A 17,498-nucleotide genomic window follows, 5' to 3' on the forward strand; every position below is an offset into this window, starting at 1 on the left:
TTATTCCCCATAAATAGGCGATAACGCAGCATTAATGCTAAACAGGCGCTGCCCTTCGGGTTCTGCCTAGGGGCTATTTACTCTTTGTTGCTCGGTTTTGACTTAGCCCACTAGGTTACAAACCTCGCGCCGCGATTAAACCGCCCCTAGTTTGAACAAATTGTAATCCGCAAAGGTCAACAGACCCTAAAGAAGTGTTTAAAAGTACTAATTTAAACCGTATTTATGCGGCTGTATTTGCTGGTAATGCGGGCTCAATAAAGGCGCTGCTTAAAAGTGGCTTTAATACCGAGGCTATTTTAAAACAAGCAATTTATAAAAATGGTCACTATTTTGATAGCCATATATTTAGCATGCTAAAAACAGAGTAATTATTCTAATTAAATGTTTGCAAAGGTTGAATTAACCCCCTCTCGCCCAAAGCTCGTGTATCAAGGTACAAATTTTATCTGCCTATCCGCGCATTATTGTTGAGCCGTGTATTGTTTTAAAGCTTAAACATTCGGTAATAGGTGGTTTTTCACTTTATTTTGGAGATTTTTATGTCTACAACTAGCCGTCAATTTACTTTAGCCTCGCGCCCACATGGCGCCCCTACCAATGACAACTTTGAATTTAAAAGCAAAGAGCTTCCATCGTTAAAAGAGGGCGAAGTACTGTTGCGTACAATTTACTTATCATTAGACCCCTACATGCGTGGCCGTATGAGCGATGCTAAATCGTATGCCGACCCTGTCGAAATTGGTGATGTAATGGTTGGTGCAACGGTGTGCCAAGTAGAAACATCTAAAAACGATAAATTTAGCGAAGGCGAATGGGTATTAGCGTACACAGGTTGGCAAACTTACGCCATCTCAAATGGCGAAGGCTTAATGTCATTAGGTAAAGAACCAACAAACCCTTCATACGCATTGGGTATTATGGGTATGCCTGGCTTTACCGCCTACATGGGTTTACTCGATATTGGCGCCCCTAAAGCAGGTGAAACCGTGGTCGTTGCAGCAGCAACGGGACCTGTTGGTGCAACGGTTGGCCAAATTGCTAAAATTAAAGGCTGTAAAGTGGTTGGAGTTGCCGGTGGCAGCGAAAAATGTGCTCATGCCGTTGAAAAGCTAGGCTTTGATGCCTGTATTGATCACAAAGCCGATGACTTTGCCGAGCAATTAGAAAAAGCATGTGACCAAGGCATTGATGTTTATTATGAAAATGTGGGCGGAAAAGTGTTTGACGCCGTATTACCTTTGCTTAATACCTCAGCGCGCGTGCCTATCTGTGGTTTGGTATCGCAATATAATGCGACCAGTTTGCCTGAGGGCCCAGACCGAATGGGCATGTTAATGGGACAATTACTAACTAAGCGCATCAAAATGCAAGGCTTTATTATTTTTGATGATTATGGCCACCGCTATGACGAATTTGCACAAGACATGCAAAAATGGCTACAAGACGGAAAAATTCAATACCGCGAACATCTAGTAGAAGGCATTGAAAACACCATCAGTGCATTTAACGACATGATCAGTGGGAAGAACTTTGGTAAAACCGTAGTAAGGATTAACAGCCCACTATAATAACATTCAGGCTGTGTTGTAATTCAACACAGCTCAATAAGGAAGAAAATGATTAAACTACACCATTTAAATAAATCTCGCTCTAAACGTATTATTTGGTTACTAGAAGAGCTTGAGGTCGATTACGAAATTGTTGCTTACCAACGTAACACTGAGACTTTTTTAGCCCCTGATGAGCTTAAAAATGTGCATCCGCTGGGTAAATCGCCAGTTATAGAAGATGATGGCTTAGTGATTGCCGAGTCTGGCGCTATCACAGATTACCTGATCACTAAATATGGCAAAGGTAAATTTGCCCCAAAAGCAGGCACCCCTGATTACGTTGACTACCAGCAATGGCTACATTTTGCAGAAAGCTCAGCAATTTTACCGCTTTTACTCAAAATGTTTGTGCAAAAAGATGGTGCTAAAACCCAGTTTTTAGAGGGCTATGCTGATGCAGAAACCGCTAAAGTGATTAGCTATTTTAACAGCCGTCTTGAAGGCAAGCGTTATTTAGTGGGCGAGACCCTAACCGGAGCCGATTTTATGATGTCGTTTATTGTTGAAATCGTTAAAAATGCAGGCCAGTTAGAGCACTTTAAAAACCTGGTTAAATACGATGAGCAATTACAATCTCATGAAAAATTTCATACCGCTAACGAGTTAGAAGCCAAGTACGACTAACTTACCTTTCGCTTTGATTGTGGTTTCACAGTCAAAGCGATACCCGCTTTTCTATTCAGGCCTATCCAGGTAGATTTGTTTAAAATCATTAAAATGTGCTTCAAAAAGTGCAACTAAGTTTGGATCAAAATGATTACCTGCACCTTTAATTATTTCCGCTTTTGCGTCATCCATACTCCAAGGCTCTTTATAACAACGGCGACAACATAACGCATCAAACACATCAGCAATCGCAGTAATTCGTCCCTCTAAACTGATTTCTTGCTGTTTTTTTGCGTGCGGATAACCGGCTCCATCCCAACGCTCGTGATGATCAATCGCAATGTTTGCAGCCATATCAATAACAGGATTAGCTGTCCCTTTGAGAATTTCCCAGCCCTTAGTGGTATGCTGTTTCATAATTTCCCACTCGTCAGCATCTAATTTTGCCGGCTTGTTTAAAATGAGATCTGGTACACCTACCTTTCCTACATCATGTAATTGCGCAGCTAGGCTAATTTTATCGCAGTACGCTTGATTTTGATTATGCAGCTGCGCGAGTAATTTTGCATATAAGCCAACCCTAATTACGTGAGATCCCGTTTCCTTGGAGCGCGACTCCATGGCACCTCCCATCAGTAAAATAGCCAGCTGCTGGGTTTCTTCAATTGAATTAGCTAATAATAAACTTTCAAATGTGAGAACAACATTGCCCAAAAACAAGTCAACAAGCTGTTGCGCTTCTTTTTTAACCGGTTGCAATGATTGAAATGCGAGTATTGAATCTAGACCTTTTTGTGAATGATGAAAATAAACATAATGATCTTCTGCAATAAAATTCTGCTTGGTTTGTTTCGCCCTTAAAAAGTACTCTTGATGCTTTTTCGGAATACTATCAATACCACTTCCCGTGAACAGATGTATACCTGAGACTTCCCCTTCAATCATTTGCAACTTTTCATCTAACTGACAAATACCAAATACTTTAGGCGCATCAATATATAAATTGGCCGAGCTCATATTCAGTACAAGTTTTAACTCTTCCATGACAACAGAGGTAAACTCTACCAAGTCACCAATTTGGGTAATGGTAGAGATAGCTTTTATTAGTCTTTTTAAATTATAGCGGTGAGTTTGTAGCATACAAATATCGCGGTAGGCTCGTAAAGAGGTATAAAAAATCAATTCAAGATCTTGGCTTTGCAGTTGGCTCTTCGCTTTATAGCCATCAATATCATAATCGCGAATAACACTGCGCTCAGGCGCAACCCCAGGCTGACCTGTTCGCAAAATAATTCGACTATAACCATTTTGTAAGTCTTGGCGAATAAATCGCGCAAGATCTAATCCTGCATGTTCTGTTTCCATTACGACATCTAGTAAAATTAATGCGTAACGTTCTGAGCTTTGTAGTTTCTCTTTCGCCTCAGATGCACTGTAAACACTGTGTAGTTCAACAGGGCGTTGCTCAAATTCAAAGCGCTTCATTGCAAGTTGAGTTACCTGATGCACCGAGTCATCGTCATCAACAATTAAGATTTTCCATGGCTTAGCATTGCTGTTGGCAACCGCTTTATCTGACACTACATCATCTTGTAACCACTCCATAAACACACCCTGCTATTTATTAATTCGGTGGCGTTACCGGAAATTGAATGAAAAAATAAACGCCTGTGGATTCTTTTTGCTTTACTGCAATTTGCCCTTTCAGGCGGTGAACTACGAGGTTATAAACAATATTCATCCCCAAGCCACTGCCGCCACCCGCTCTATTTGTAGTGTAAAACGGGTCAAACACTTTTTTCTGAACTTCATCTGTCATGCCTTGACCACTGTCTTGATAATGAATACAGACAGAGTCTGAGTACTCAATATGAACACTTATCTGCCCTTTTTTTCTACCATTTTGAAAACCGTGAATAATTGAATTCATTACTAAATTAGTGAAAATTTGCGCTAAGGCACCAGGATCAGAATACACTTCTGGCTCAGGCTCCGTTGCACTAATGGTAATATCAACCGGTGTTGCTTTAAGGGTATGATAGAGGCTTTTTAGCACCTCATTAAAATAACTACTTACATACAAATTACGTAATTCTTCGGTTGTTTGATCAACCGCTACACGTTTAAAACTGCTTATTAAATCAGCGGCACGTTGCATGTTTTTTAGCAAAATGTCACAGCTTAAATCAACTTCACTAATAAACTCACTAAACTCTGTTTTACTTAAGGTGCCAGAAGCCACTTTGTTTTTAGTTTCGATTAACATTTCTCGCAAATGAGATGTCGCTGTCACACAAACACCTAACGGTGTATTCACCTCATGTGCCACACCACTGACTAAACTTCCAAGTGAAGACATTTTCTCTGCTTCAACAAGTTCCTGCTGAGTGCGACGAAGCTCTATGGTTTGCTCAAGTAGAGCCTGCTCTGCCTCATGGCGTTTACTCGACATTAAATTAATAGAATCACTTAAACTGTCATAAGGGCTGCGCTTAGAAACTGTTTGAGAAAAATCCCCAGCTGCAATCGCAGAGCAAACCTGATCAATATCTTTACTGGCTTTAATTAAACGCTCAAAGCTTCTAAACATGGTGCCAAGCTCATCCTTTTGAGTCATATACTTTTGAACATGAATAGATAAATCTCCATTAGCTAGCTGTTCAACAGATTTAATCGCAATATTAATACGCTTGGTTGTTCGGTTAATAAAATACCAAAAGAGTAAAAACACCAGTAATACACTTGCAAAAGCCGCTGCCAATAATGGGCTAAATTGCGCTTGAATAGGCCCAATAATATCGGTTTCAGAGCGACGCACTATCACTGTCCAATGCCCAGTGGCAACCTTGGCTTTATCAAAATAGAATATTCCAGAATCAAAAGGATCGTTAGCAGATAATATTTCTCTTGCTTGCCCCTGTGATTTTAGCTGTTTGGCTATACTTGCATAATCTGTGTCTAAAATGGCTTTCGTTTTTAGTCCTGAATGATTTAATGTCGTGGCAATCACGTTGTCACGTTGGCTGAGTAACAAAACATCAATTTTTAGTTGCTGCTTTATGGTTTGTAAGAATTCCGTTATATCAGCAAGTGCTCTATCTACACTTGCCATACCGACAAATTCGCCATTAATAATAATTGGCGAACTTTGTTCAACCAGCATTCTTCCCTCGTAAACATAGGGCTCAGTGATCATCGTCTCGGTATTACCATCACGTAAAAACTGTTGACGTACTCCCTCATAATAAAGACTTGATTCCATATCGACCAAGGGCTCAAGTAACAAACGTTCAGAGTCATTAAAATCACGATGCCAATAAGGTAAAAAACGGCCAGTTTGGTCTACATAAACGCCCTCTTTTAACGGTGGAGCATTAATATAGGCTTGATCTTGATTATCGGCATTAGGCTCATAACCAAACGAAGCCCCCACAAATGAAGGGTTCATTTTAAGCACTGCACGAACAAAATTAATACTTGCCTCTCTATTACCAAACAACCCATTTTGCTGTGCTAAGGCCATAATCTCTGTAGTGCGTACCGCTAATTGCGTTTCTTCATTTACCTTCGCGGCAATCGTATCTGCCGTCTGGCTTAAATTTAGTTTTGCTTGTATAACAGCCTGATTAAGGCTAGTTGAATACCAATAACTCAAGATACTGGCAATAATGAGCATGACGGGCAATGCCAAATACAGCAGCATCTTTCCTTGCAAAGAGTGTATGAGTGGTAGTCGCATAATTTTAGGCTTAAACAAGCAAGCCAACATCCTGAGGATCTGAAGTATTAAGCTTAAAAATTAGACTATAAAAACTTTCTAGGCAAATCAATTGTGTAGAAATTAATGCAGAAGCGGGGTATTAAAATACCCGCTATATAACGGACAAGGTTGTTAAATAGAGTATCGCTTGGAAACAAAAGCGTTATTTATATAATTTATCAGACTCGCTGAGTTGTAGAGCAGACTGTAAAGTTCTTATTGTTTAATCGACCAACCGATAACCCACAGCGGGTTCAGTTAATATGTATTTTGGACTAGCAGGGTTAGCTTCTAGTTTTTGTCTGAGCTGCGCTACATGTACCCGCACATATTCAGGACGGTCTATGTACTGCGCTCCCCAAATATGGCTTAAAATTGCATTATGAGTGAGTACTTTATCTTTATTTTGAAACAGCAATAATAATATTGCGTACTCTTTTTTAGTCAGTTTTATCTCATTCCCCGAGGTGGTTACTATGTGCTTTTGTGGATCTATTTTTATATTCCCACAGGTAAACGCCACACTCGGCTGACTTTGGGTGCGCAATAACACCCGAATTCTGGCGAGTAACTCATTCGCGCTAAACGGTTTGGTAATATAGTCATTTGCTCCATTATCAAGCGCGGTTACCTTTTCAACTTCGCCATCTCGCGCTGACAGCACCAAAACAGGTAAGGCACTCCATTGTCGAAACTCAATCAGCCAGTCTTGACCGTCCATATCTAACAAGCCTAAGTCTAATAACACAAGATCATAACTTTGCTCACTTAAACGTGCAAAACCATCTAAGCCTTTATCACAAATACTTAGCTCGTAACCACTGGCTTGCAACAAGGTTTTTAAAAAGCTTTGTAAAGAGGGAGAGTCTTCCAATATTAAGATTTTAGTCATTGTCTTTTTCCCAGATCAATTTTGCGTACGCCATCTGTGTCTCGTTGTTAATTGTTAATGTAAATGTACCTTGGTGAAATTTAGCTACCACATCACAAATAATACTGCCCAGCCCAACGCCTTCATCGCTACTTGTTTGCGCTTTAGTGATCACGTTATTAGTGAGAAGTAACTGATAACATACCTTTTGCTGATTGCTACTTTGAGTAAATTCAACGCTCACCTTCCCATCACCATAACGCCATGCATTTTCGAGCATATTAGCTAGCGCAATTTCTAATAAAGTCACATCCCCTATGCATTTTGACTGAGCGTCTATATTGGTATCTATAACAAAATGAGTGAGTTGCTGCTGTCTGCGAGCTTTGGCTTCACTGAGTAATGCTTGTAAGTTTATTGTTTGCCAACATAGGTTTTCACCCATTTTATTAACTCGGCTTAACTCCATGACTTTATCAAAGTGCTGATTAAGTATTTTACTTTGCTCATAAATATTACTCGCTTGCTCTTTTATCACGCTGTCGCTGAGGGTAATTTCATCATCTGCAAGCATGCTGGATGCGCCCATAATAGTTGCCAATGGTGTGCGTAAATCATGTGACAAACTACGTAAAAGTGCATTTTTAGCGCGCTCTAATTCCGCTTGCACCGAAATAGCAGCCGACTGCTGGCGTAATATCGTTTTTTCATGTACTTGATAAAGCAGCGAGATAGCGGTATCAGCAAAAGCTTTTTGCCCTTGCGTTAACCGTTTAGTAAAATTAAACCCGCCCCAGCTCGGGTTAGCCTCACTAAGTAATATAAATTCACTGTTGCCTCGCGGTGCTGCAGGCATAAATGTGCAAGATGCATTTAAATGCTTACCGATCCGCTGTACAAAGTACTTTTTTTGTTCGTCCAGCGTATCTAGGCTATTTAGGTCTTTTGCCAGTTCATACAAGGTGCGGCTATTACTTGCGTGTAATTGCACATCTCTGACTTTAGTACTGAGCTCCCCCGCCAATTGACTGATCACAAAACCAACAATTAGCATAACAATAAAAGTTACTAAATATTCTATGTTTTCAATATGAAAAGTAAAATTAGGGGCAACAAAAAACCAATCTGTACATGCGACACTTACTAAGGTGGTCAGTATCGCAAGGCGACGGTTACTACGTACAGCAACCCAAGTCACCCACAATAACTGAAGCATTACAATATCGGTAGTAGTAAACCAGTTACGTACAGGGAAAATGGCCATAACCACAATTAATGGCATTATTAACGCCAAAAAAAATGCTTTATACCACCTTGGTTTGGCCTCGACCTGATTCATTAATTATTCCTCTAACATTTGAGCACTTAGGTTACTGCCTTTTCGATATTGCCTCTATAAAGTTTTTATAAAGTTTTTTATCTCGTTCGTTAAATCTTTATAAAGCTTTGCAGTGCAGCGCTGACTTTAGTATTTGATCCCGTATATTCAACTCAACTTTAGTGATTGCGTGTTACCTGCAATAGGTATTTGATAAGGCGTATTGATGATAAATTGGAAAATCACCTTAAGACTACTCGCCTTTCCTATTATTTGGATGGGAGTGGTGCAACTAGTATTCGCAGCGCTTTCATTATTTATTTTTAAAGATCGCGTTATTAGTGCGTTTCTTATTTCTGGCGCAACGATGATCTCAGTCGCTTTAGTGCTACTTATCAATTTACGTAAAACAGATTATACCGGCGCAACATTCAGAGATGCACTCATTTACGCCACAGTAACGTGGATTATAGCCGGTGTGTTAGGCGCTATTCCCATTTTGGTTGTCACTGGCGTTAACTTTAGCGATGCAGTATTTGAGTCAATTAGCGCCTTAACTACCACTGGTGCAACCGTGCTATCAGGGCTCGATAACATGCCTGCTAGCTTTTTATTGTATCGACAATTTTTACAATGGATGGGCGGTTTAGGCATAGTAATTTTTGTAGTGGCTATTTTACCTATGTTGAATATTGGTGGCATGAAATTACTAAAAGCAGAAACCCCAGGCCCCATTAAAGACGAAAAATTAACTCCGCGCGTTGCCAGTACCGCGCATTATTTATGGGGTGTTTACTTTGCAATCACGCTACTTTGTATTTTAGCCTATTACGCTGGCGGAATGAGTTTATACGATGCGATTGCACATGCCTTTACCACAGTTTCAACTGGGGGGTTTTCAACGCATGATGCCAGTATGTGGTATTACCGCAGCCATTTACTGCTGTGGATAGCTAATGTCTTTATGCTTGCAGGTGCGATTAACTTTGCCTTGCACTTCAAAGTGGCGCACAAAAGAGCCATTACTAGTTATTATCACGATGAAGAAACACGTTATTTTATTTATATCGTCGTATTTTTATCAGTTCTTTTAACCACCATGTTGCTGCTTAAAGACAGCTACTCAAATGTACTTGAAGCATTTAGTTTCTCCACATTTCATATTATTTCTTTTATTACCAGCACCGGTTATGGCGCAGCAGGCTTTACTGACTGGCCAGCTGAGGCTGGGTTTTTGCTGGTTATTGCTGGCTATCTTGGTGGTTGCGCAGGTTCAACCGCTGGCGGAAATAAAATAATTCGTAACATTATTGTTGGCAGAATGATTAATAACAATATTAAACAGCTACTTCATCCAAGAGCGATATTTACACTTAAATATCAAGGTTCGCCCGTTAAAGAAGATGTACGCCATGCAATTATGGCATTTATGACCTTTGCTGTTGGTACAAGCTTACTGTTTACAATGTTGCTTATGGCAACGGGTCTTGATTTTTGGAGTGCATTTACTGCGGTAGCTGCTTGCGTCAATGTACTTGGCCCTGGGTTTGGTGAAGTTGGCGCTAACTTTCAACCCGTTTCAGATACCGGTATTTGGATACTCTCGGTCGCTATGATCGTGGGCCGGTTAGAATATTTTACTGTTTTTGCACTTTTTACTCATAGCTTTTGGAAAAAATAACGAGGAATAATATGGCACATTTTACAGTGATTGGTTTAGGTCGCTTCGGCATTGCAGCAAGTCTTGAGTTAATTCATTTAGGGCACACAGTGACTGGCGTTGATAGTAACCCAAAACTCGCCGAAAAGTATGTTGAGCATTTATCTGAAACCGTCGTTTGCGACTCCACCGATGAAGCCGCGCTTAAAGAGCTTGATTTAGCGAGTAGTCAGGCTGTTTTAGTGGCGATTGGGGAAGATATGCAATCGAGCATTCTGTGCACGCTTGCATTAAAAAACTTAGCTGTTGAGCAAATATGGGTAAAAGCGAGTACTAAAGCCCATCACACTATTATCTCTAAATTAGGTGTAACACGCATTATTCACCCTGAGGAAGAAATGGGGGTGCGCGTTGCACAAGCGCTTAATTACCCGATAGTGAACGACTATATTTCATTAGGCAATGGCTTATACGTTGTTGAAGTAAGTATAAAAGCTCACCTACATAAAACAAAACTAGGGCATCTACTCAGAGAAATAAAAGGCACTGTAGACCCTCTATTGGTAAAGCGCGCCAAGCAAACGTTTGTCAAACTTGATGACGACTTTGAGTTACATACCCACGACACCTTACTGCTATCAGGTAGCCGAGTCGAATTAAACTATCTAGCTCCAAGGCTCTTATAATCATGGTTTTATGGCACCCTCTCAAAACGCCTATTGAGCGCAAAGTCAGTGGGCATAAAAAAATCAATGCGGCTCCGCCTCTTATTTTATGTTGCAGTTTTTTAATATTAATAACGCTAGGAGCATTAGCATTAAAACTGCCTTTCGCAACCTATGAGCCTATTTCATGGATACAAAGTGCGTTTACGGCAACCTCTGCGGTGACTGTAACTGGACTGGTTGTAGTGGATACCGGTTCAGTGTTTACCCCTTTTGGACAAGGCGTTATTGCGTTATTAATTCAACTGGGTGGTCTGGGGTTAATGACCTTTGCGGTTGTAACTTTAATGGCACTGGGTAATAAAGTTGGCTTTATTCAAAAAACAGTCACCAAAGCTGCTTTTAATCAAACAGATACATCTACGTTGGTCAATACCGCTAAGTCTGTTTTACTGTTTGCACTAATCGTAGAATCTATAGGCGTTGTTATTTTAACGCTGTATTGGCTACCTGAAATGGGTTTACAGAAAAGCTTTTTTCATGCTCTTTTTTATACCATTAGCGCTTTCAACAATGCAGGGTTTGCATTGAGTCCTAACAGCTTAATGCAGTATGTTGAAGACCCCGTTGTGAATTTAACTATTACCGGTTTGTTTATTATTGGTGGGCTTGGCTTTACCGTATTAATGGATTTATATAAATCAAAGCGTTGGGCAAAGCTCAGTCCCTACAGTAAATTAATGTTGATCAGCACAGTTATTATTAACGTTATTGCATTATTGCTTATTTACGCGATTGAATACGATAATCCAAAAACACTGCAACCACTGTCTGAAGTAGGTAAATGGTTAGCTGCTTGGTTTCAAGCTGTCACACCCCGTACTGCGGGATTCAATACCATTGCTATTGAAGAATTAAAAAATGCCAGCACCGCTTTAACTATGATGCTTATGTTTATTGGTGGCGGCTCTTTAAGTACCGCAAGTGGCATTAAAGTCGTTACGTTTATCGTTTTAATTTTAGCAACCTATAGCTACCTAAGACGTGACAAAGGCGTCACTGTGTTACGCCGAGAAATAGACAAAGAATCTGTGTATAAAGCATTAGCTTTAACCATTATTTCAGCAGGAGTCACTTGGTTAGCTATTTTTACCTTACTAGTCGTCGAAGATGCGCCTTTTTTAGATGTTGCTTTTGAAGCGGTATCTGCACTGGGGACGGTAGGGCTTTCACGTGGTTTAACATCCTCGCTATCACCACTGGGAGAGTTTATTATTATGTTTTTAATGTTCATGGGCAGAATAGGTCCGCTCACTATCGCCTATTTTTTAGCAAGTCCACGCACTAAAAAGCTAAGATACCCAAGCGCGCAACTCTCTATTGGCTAACAAACATTCACGCGGGTTAATCAGCCCGCGTTTTAAATACCCGCTAGCTCCCGCTCAGTAATACACTCACCCGATGCCATTTCAAATTCTCGACACGTTAATGGGCGATTTTCGTAAATAGTACACATGAGGGTATTTCTATCAAGTGCTTCGCACCAGCCATCGTCGCCGCGCTTCATGACCTCACTGCCCCATTTGTCGTAATCAATATATCGAAAAGGAACACCGGTATCAGTGACAATACGCACTTCTAATTGGCAGCAACACGCTTGGCAGTTAGCGCAAGTGACTGGTTGGGTATTGATATTTTCAACAGCAATGATTGAGTTTGGCATACAGACTTTTGATAAATGATATACAAGCTATAGGATACACGAGCGAGGCAAGGGTGACAGTAAAATAACGTCAGATATTAAACATCGTTATATTGTAATTAACTAATCACTAAAAAAGCGTGCTGATTAACCAGCACGCTTATTTAAGATTAAAAATTGAAAACCACTTTAACGTTATCCGATACAGCTGATGAAGAGACAAAGCCAATGGTGTCAGGGTTAGCTGCGACCATTTTGATTACTTCACTGTCATTTTCTAACTCTTTAGGTGGTGTGCCCTTTCCTGTAAAAATTAGTTTTGACCAATATGCTTTTAACTGAGAAGACGTTTTATTAAGTAATTTACTATTAAATTGCTCGGTTGCAGCACTACTTGGTTCTTGAGATATTGGAATGATCTTATTGCCATTGCTAAATGACTTTTCTTTTCCTGTATAAATTCGGCTGATAACAGACTCATCAAAGCTACTTTCATTTGAAGGATGCACGATAATAGCAAAATCTGCATAGGCGAAGTTCGTAAACAGGAATATTACACTTAATATTAATTTTTTCATTTTACCTCTCCTTAAAATACAACATCGACACCAAGCGTGATAGCTTTACTATCACCGGCCACAGCTAAATCAAACGAGTCATCTTTGACTCTATCGTATTGCACTTTAAATGCAGCTGACGGATGAAAGTCCCACCTCACACCAACAGCAAATGTATTATGCTGTTCTGTATCACCTTCACCTTCTTGTTCGAAGTCTGAAAACATGACATAAGGTGTAATAGAGTCAAAACGATAGCCCGCACTGATCATATAAGTGTCGAGATTACCATCTAAGTCTAAGCGGTTAAGCTCACTTAAAACGAAAAAATCACCAAAATCAAGATTTGCAGCTAAACCATAAAATTTACCATCTCTGCTATCTTTGCCGTCCCACAAAACCGGTTCACCCGCACGAAAACGCTTGTTGGTGTATTGCATGTGGGTCACTCTTAGTTCGAGCCAGTCACGATTTAGTAACAGTACGCCGCCTAACATATCTTCCCAAATTTCTCTTGTTGGCTCTTGAAAGAAGAAGTCTGATAATAGCTTGTTATCGTCATCGTCCTCTTTACCGGTATAAATATTCGCAGACACTCCCCAGTCACCTATAGAACCTGAGTAGAGTAAATTAACGCCCTCGTAGTTAAATACTTGCCATGTATAGTTATCTGCAGGGGCTCGCATCCATACATATGCATAACCTACATCGAAAAAGTCTGAGTAGTAAAATAGTGGTAAACGCTTCTTACCTGCTTGAATAGTCCAATTATCATTAATATCGTAAGAAATATAAGCCCATTCAAAATTTGCCTCAAAGTCGTTGACTCCTCTGGCAACTAGCTGACCTGTTACAGAAAGACCTTCACCCAAATCGCCTGATACCTGTAATCCAATCAAAGACTCTGGCGAAAAGGATAAATCTTCAGTGTATGCACTAACATTTGGATAGTCCGCAAGAAATGTTGGTTCAACGCCATATTGCGGGACACCTGTACCGCTCAGTACCTTACCTGCATTAATACTTGCAAAACCCGAAATATTAATTTCAGCATAACTACTTGCTGATATAAATGCTCCCAATAGTATAATTTTTTGCAGTTTCATTGATCACCTCATTATTATAATGGCTGTCATAGCCAACTTGAGTATAGTAAAGCAAGAAAAAGAAACAAAAAATTAACACTCTTTTATTTTTATACTGATTTCTAATATTATTTAGCCATCGACCTTGATAGCAATGTCCCTTTAATTTCGCTGTAGCGCTGTTGCTCGCACAGTGCAAAACCACTTAGTTGACGTACTTTATTACGCGCAAACAGTGGCACGCTCATTCCCGCTAAAAACCGGCATTGGGTTTCAATACCCACATTGTGTACACCTTTAGTTGCCATGTGCGCTAAAAACTCATCGACCTTTTGATAAATAAGCGCTGTATCAATCGTTGCAGGGGGAATTGAATATTCAAGCTTAACTGAATGCCCACGACACACCGAGCAATGTCCACACTGCTGTGGCGCATTCGCATCATCAAAGTAACGGGCTAAGTTATAGCTTAAGCAAGATTGCAGCTCAAAAAAGCGCACTAAAGCAGCAATCCGTTTTATTTCCGCTTGCTCTTTATCGGTAAAATAATCGTGTAACTGCTGGGCAAGTGCAGGATTATTAATCACCTCGCTATGCACTTTGTACACGTGAGTAATACGTTTGGTTTCAAGGGTTATAAGGTTTTTTTCAGCCAAATAGTCAAGCGCGGCTACCACACGTTTACGGTCAACCTGCGCGGCTTGCGTTAGGGAGTCAAAATTAAGTGTGCCCCATATTTTTTTAAAGTCGGTATGACTAAATATTTGTGTTAAAAAAGCTTGGCGCTGCTCATCAAACTGGCTAAGTAACTCATTTTTATCAACCAAAAATTTATACTTAAAATCGGCATAATAAGCATACTGCGGGGTTATTGCGCCTTGCATTTCAAGCTGTACCAGCAAGGTTTTAAGGGCAAGTTGGCGAATATTACTCTCGCTTGAAAGGCTATATTCTTGCATTTCCCATTGCTGTTGAGCTTGGCGAATATCGTTAATAACATATTCAATACCGCTGAGCTCTGGAGTATCGCCGTAAATAAAGTTTTCTACTGTATTTAAGCCATCTAAATTAGCCAGGGTATAACAATTTGATGGGTTGCCGTCACGCCCTGCGCGGCCAATTTCTTGGCTGTAGTTTTCTATTGATTTAGGTAAATCGTAGTGAATTACAAAGCGTATGTCTGATTTATCAACCCCCATACCAAAGGCAATGGTAGCAACCACTACATTTATTTTGCCTGCCATAAAATCGTCTTGAATTTGCCCGCGTAGGGTGTCTTCAAGCCCTGCATGATACGCCACCGCGTGCAGGCCCTGCACGCTTAACATATTGGCCACTTGCTCAGCACTTTGCTGCAGCGTGACATACACAATACCGGGGCCGGTTTGCGCACGGACAATTTTAGTAAGCTCATTGTTTTTATCCGCCGTTTTAACACTCAGCACATTTAAATCTAAATTAGCGCGATAAAACCCCGTTTGCACAATACATTGTGGCTCAATAGCAAAGCGCTCAGCCATATCGCGTTTTACTTTTTTAGTGGCGGTAGCGGTTAATAGTAGCACCAACGGAATATTTAGCTCTTCACGGTAACGAGGTAGTTTTAAGTAATCGGGTCTAAAGTTATGCCCCCATTCAGATATACAATGCGCTTCGTCAACAACCAACATAGAAAGCGCCACTTGGCTTATAAACTCCCTAAAGCGTTCGTTTTTAAAGCGCTCAACCGACACCATTAACACTTTAACTTTATCACTTCGTACGTCGTTCATTACAGTGCTACTTTGCATTTGGTCTTGGCTTGAGTCGAGGCTGGCGGCATAGATGCCTTTGCTATTTAAAAAGTTAATTTGATCTTTCATCAAGGCCAATAACGGCGATACCACCAGCGTTAAATGCGGTAAATGTAACGCGGTGAGTTGATAGCACAACGACTTACCCGATCCTGTAGGAAATATTGCCAGTGATGATTGGCCATTTAGCAGCTGCTCTATGGTTTGTTGTTGCCCTGCTCTAAACTGATTAAAACCAAAATGTTGCTCAAGAGACTGAACTAGCGAGGTACTCATAAAAGCGTCCTTTTTATGTCGGTGCCCATAAATGCTGTAAATGCGCAGTAGATGAAATATTTGCATATCAGTATACATCAAATGACGTGATTTATTGCTGACATATCCTTTAATTAGGCGCACACTATAGCCCCATAAAAACGTGCTTTGCCAAAATAATTTTTTGATACCCAAGTCATTTTAAAAATCAACGTACAGAAATTGCTTCGGTATATTATTTTTAAGGGCATAGTCATGGATATAACCATACCAAAAATCGTCATCATCGGCGGTGGCGCTGGTGGGCTGGAGCTAGCAACTCAGTTAGGTCACAAACTAGGAAAGAAACAACACGCAAATATATTACTCATCGATAAAAATCGCACTCATATATGGAAACCGTTATTGCACGAGGTTGCAACTGGCTCTATTGATGCCGATTTAGATGGGGTTGTTTACTCCGCGCATGCTGCCAAACATCACTATAACTTTCAACTTGGTACCTTTTACAACCTCGATAACAACAATAAAACCATCACCTTAAGCCCTCTATATGACGAGTTAGGGCATCAAATTTTACCTAAACGCACCGTTCACTATGATCATTTAGTTATTGCTATTGGCAGTGTGAGTAACGACTTTAATACGCCAGGCATTAAAGAGCATTGTTTTTACCTAGATTCAAATCAACAAGCAGAGCGTTTTCAACACGCGCTGCTGGATAACTTTACTCGCCTTCATCAAGACGATGACCCATTACACTCATTAAATATCGCCATTGTTGGCGGTGGAGCAACTGGGGTTGAGCTCTCGGCTGAGCTGTATCATGTTTCTGATTTACTAAAAATATACGGTTTAACCAATATGTCGGCTAAGCGTTTACATATTCATCTGATTGAAGCGGGCCCCAGGATTCTTCCGGCGCTGTCTGAGCGAATTGCCAGTTCGGCCAAGCGTGAGTTATTAAGATTAGGCGTCACCGTTCGGGAAAATACCCAAGTTAAACAAGCAACCGAACATGGCTTTATCACCAATGATGATGAGCAAATAAATGCGGATATTATGGTGTGGGCGGCGGGCGTAAAAGCACCTGACTTTATTAAAGAGCTGGGTATTTTTGAGCTGACTCGTAATAACCAAATAAAAGTAAACGAGTACTTACAAAGCAACCTTGACCCACAAATATATGTGCTCGGTGATTGCTGCGCGTTTACCCAAAACGATGGGACGCAAGTGCCGCCACGCGCACAATCGGCTCATCAAATGGCGCAATGCGTTGAAAAAAATCTAATTGCTACATTACGTGAGCAGCCCCTGAAAAAGTTTGAATATAATGACCATGGCTCACTGGTTAATTTATCGCGCTACAGCACAGTAGGCAGCTTAATGGGTAACCTAACCAGTAATAGCTTTTTTATTGAAGGTAAAATTGCCCGCTTTATGTATATTTCATTATATAGAATGCATCAGCGCGCTATTCATGGCAGTGCCAAAACCTTTGCTTTGTGGATCAGCGAAAAAGTGCTGCGTGTTGTGCGTCCTAAAATGAAGCTGCACTAGCCAAAATTAAAGACAGTGGTAATTTAAGTTACCACTGTCTTTAATTTTTAATA

15 protein-coding genes are annotated in these 17,498 nt (G+C 40.4%); 7 read left to right on the top strand and 8 right to left on the bottom strand.

Features of this window, described 5'->3' with window-relative positions:
- The first annotated feature begins 194 nt into the window (after window positions 1-194).
- The 3 genes from QL984_RS10055 (at window position 195) to QL984_RS10065 (ending at window position 2,237) form a co-directional block, all read left to right on the top strand.
- Complete coding sequence (locus QL984_RS10055) at window positions 195-371, top strand: GNAT family protein (protein WP_013462910.1); 177 nt, start codon at window positions 195-197, stop codon at window positions 369-371.
- A 171-nt stretch (window positions 372-542) separates the two neighbouring features.
- Complete coding sequence (locus tag QL984_RS10060; protein WP_024602617.1) at window positions 543-1,571, top strand: NADP-dependent oxidoreductase; 1,029 nt, start codon at window positions 543-545, stop codon at window positions 1,569-1,571.
- Window positions 1,572-1,619: 48 nt separating this feature from the next.
- On the top strand, window positions 1,620-2,237 hold the full coding sequence (locus tag QL984_RS10065) for a glutathione S-transferase (RefSeq protein WP_016899137.1): 618 nt from the start codon (window positions 1,620-1,622) through the stop codon (window positions 2,235-2,237).
- Window positions 2,238-2,288: 51 nt separating this feature from the next.
- Here the strand turns inward: QL984_RS10065 and QL984_RS10070 are convergent, their stop codons facing one another.
- The 4 genes from QL984_RS10070 to QL984_RS10085 form a co-directional block, all read right to left on the bottom strand.
- The gene (locus tag QL984_RS10070) at window positions 2,289-3,824 is read right to left on the bottom strand and encodes an HD domain-containing phosphohydrolase (protein ID WP_036955328.1); all 1,536 of its coding nucleotides are present in this window, start codon (window positions 3,822-3,824) and stop codon (window positions 2,289-2,291) included.
- Window positions 3,825-3,843: 19 nt separating this feature from the next.
- Window positions 3,844-5,958: an ATP-binding protein gene (locus tag QL984_RS10075; protein ID WP_231893559.1), complete on the bottom strand. Its 2,115-nt coding sequence runs from the start codon at window positions 5,956-5,958 to the stop codon at window positions 3,844-3,846.
- Window positions 5,959-6,202: 244 nt separating this feature from the next.
- The gene (locus tag QL984_RS10080) at window positions 6,203-6,871 is read right to left on the bottom strand and encodes a response regulator transcription factor (RefSeq protein WP_290172616.1); all 669 of its coding nucleotides are present in this window, start codon (window positions 6,869-6,871) and stop codon (window positions 6,203-6,205) included.
- On the bottom strand, window positions 6,864-8,189 hold the full coding sequence (locus QL984_RS10085; RefSeq protein ID WP_024602613.1) for a DUF4118 domain-containing protein: 1,326 nt from the start codon (window positions 8,187-8,189) through the stop codon (window positions 6,864-6,866). The genes QL984_RS10080 and QL984_RS10085 overlap by 8 nt, the downstream gene beginning before the upstream one ends.
- A 205-nt stretch (window positions 8,190-8,394) precedes the next feature.
- Between QL984_RS10085 and QL984_RS10090 the strand changes: the two genes are divergently transcribed.
- The 3 genes from QL984_RS10090 to QL984_RS10100 are packed head-to-tail and all read left to right on the top strand — an operon-like array spanning window position 8,395 to window position 11,881.
- Window positions 8,395-9,849, top strand: a complete 1,455-nt coding sequence (locus QL984_RS10090) for a potassium transporter TrkG (protein ID WP_036955330.1) — start codon at window positions 8,395-8,397, stop codon at window positions 9,847-9,849.
- An 11-nt stretch (window positions 9,850-9,860) separates the two neighbouring features.
- Window positions 9,861-10,514 carry a TrkA family potassium uptake protein gene (locus QL984_RS10095; protein WP_016899132.1) on the top strand — a complete coding sequence of 218 codons (654 nt, stop codon included), beginning with the start codon at window positions 9,861-9,863 and terminating at the stop codon, window positions 10,512-10,514.
- Between the two features lie 2 nt (window positions 10,515-10,516).
- The gene (locus tag QL984_RS10100) at window positions 10,517-11,881 is read left to right on the top strand and encodes a TrkH family potassium uptake protein (RefSeq protein WP_013462900.1); all 1,365 of its coding nucleotides are present in this window, start codon (window positions 10,517-10,519) and stop codon (window positions 11,879-11,881) included.
- Between the two features lie 32 nt (window positions 11,882-11,913).
- Here QL984_RS10100 and QL984_RS10105 read toward each other — a convergent pair whose 3' ends face one another.
- The 4 genes from QL984_RS10105 to QL984_RS10120 all read right to left on the bottom strand — a co-directional run bounded on the left by QL984_RS10105 (window position 11,914) and on the right by QL984_RS10120 (window position 15,906).
- Complete coding sequence (locus QL984_RS10105; protein WP_013462899.1) at window positions 11,914-12,216, bottom strand: YkgJ family cysteine cluster protein; 303 nt, start codon at window positions 12,214-12,216, stop codon at window positions 11,914-11,916.
- 149 nt (window positions 12,217-12,365) lie between these two features.
- Entirely contained in the window at window positions 12,366-12,773 is a 408-nt protein-coding gene (locus tag QL984_RS10110; protein ID WP_013462898.1) for a substrate-binding domain-containing protein, read from the bottom strand.
- Between the two features lie 11 nt (window positions 12,774-12,784).
- Window positions 12,785-13,858: a porin gene (locus QL984_RS10115; protein WP_013462897.1), complete on the bottom strand. Its 1,074-nt coding sequence runs from the start codon at window positions 13,856-13,858 to the stop codon at window positions 12,785-12,787.
- Between the two features lie 107 nt (window positions 13,859-13,965).
- Entirely contained in the window at window positions 13,966-15,906 is a 1,941-nt protein-coding gene (locus tag QL984_RS10120; protein WP_138764373.1) for a RecQ family ATP-dependent DNA helicase, read from the bottom strand.
- Between the two features lie 234 nt (window positions 15,907-16,140).
- On the opposite strand from QL984_RS10120, the gene QL984_RS10125 reads away from it, so the two are divergent.
- Window positions 16,141-17,445 carry an NAD(P)/FAD-dependent oxidoreductase gene (locus QL984_RS10125; protein ID WP_138764374.1) on the top strand — a complete coding sequence of 435 codons (1,305 nt, stop codon included), beginning with the start codon at window positions 16,141-16,143 and terminating at the stop codon, window positions 17,443-17,445.
- The last annotated feature ends 53 nt before the right edge of the window (window positions 17,446-17,498 follow it).

It is taken from the genome of Pseudoalteromonas sp. APC 3495 (assembly GCF_030407645.1).
Classification (GTDB): Bacteria; Pseudomonadota; Gammaproteobacteria; order Enterobacterales; family Alteromonadaceae; genus Pseudoalteromonas; species Pseudoalteromonas tetraodonis.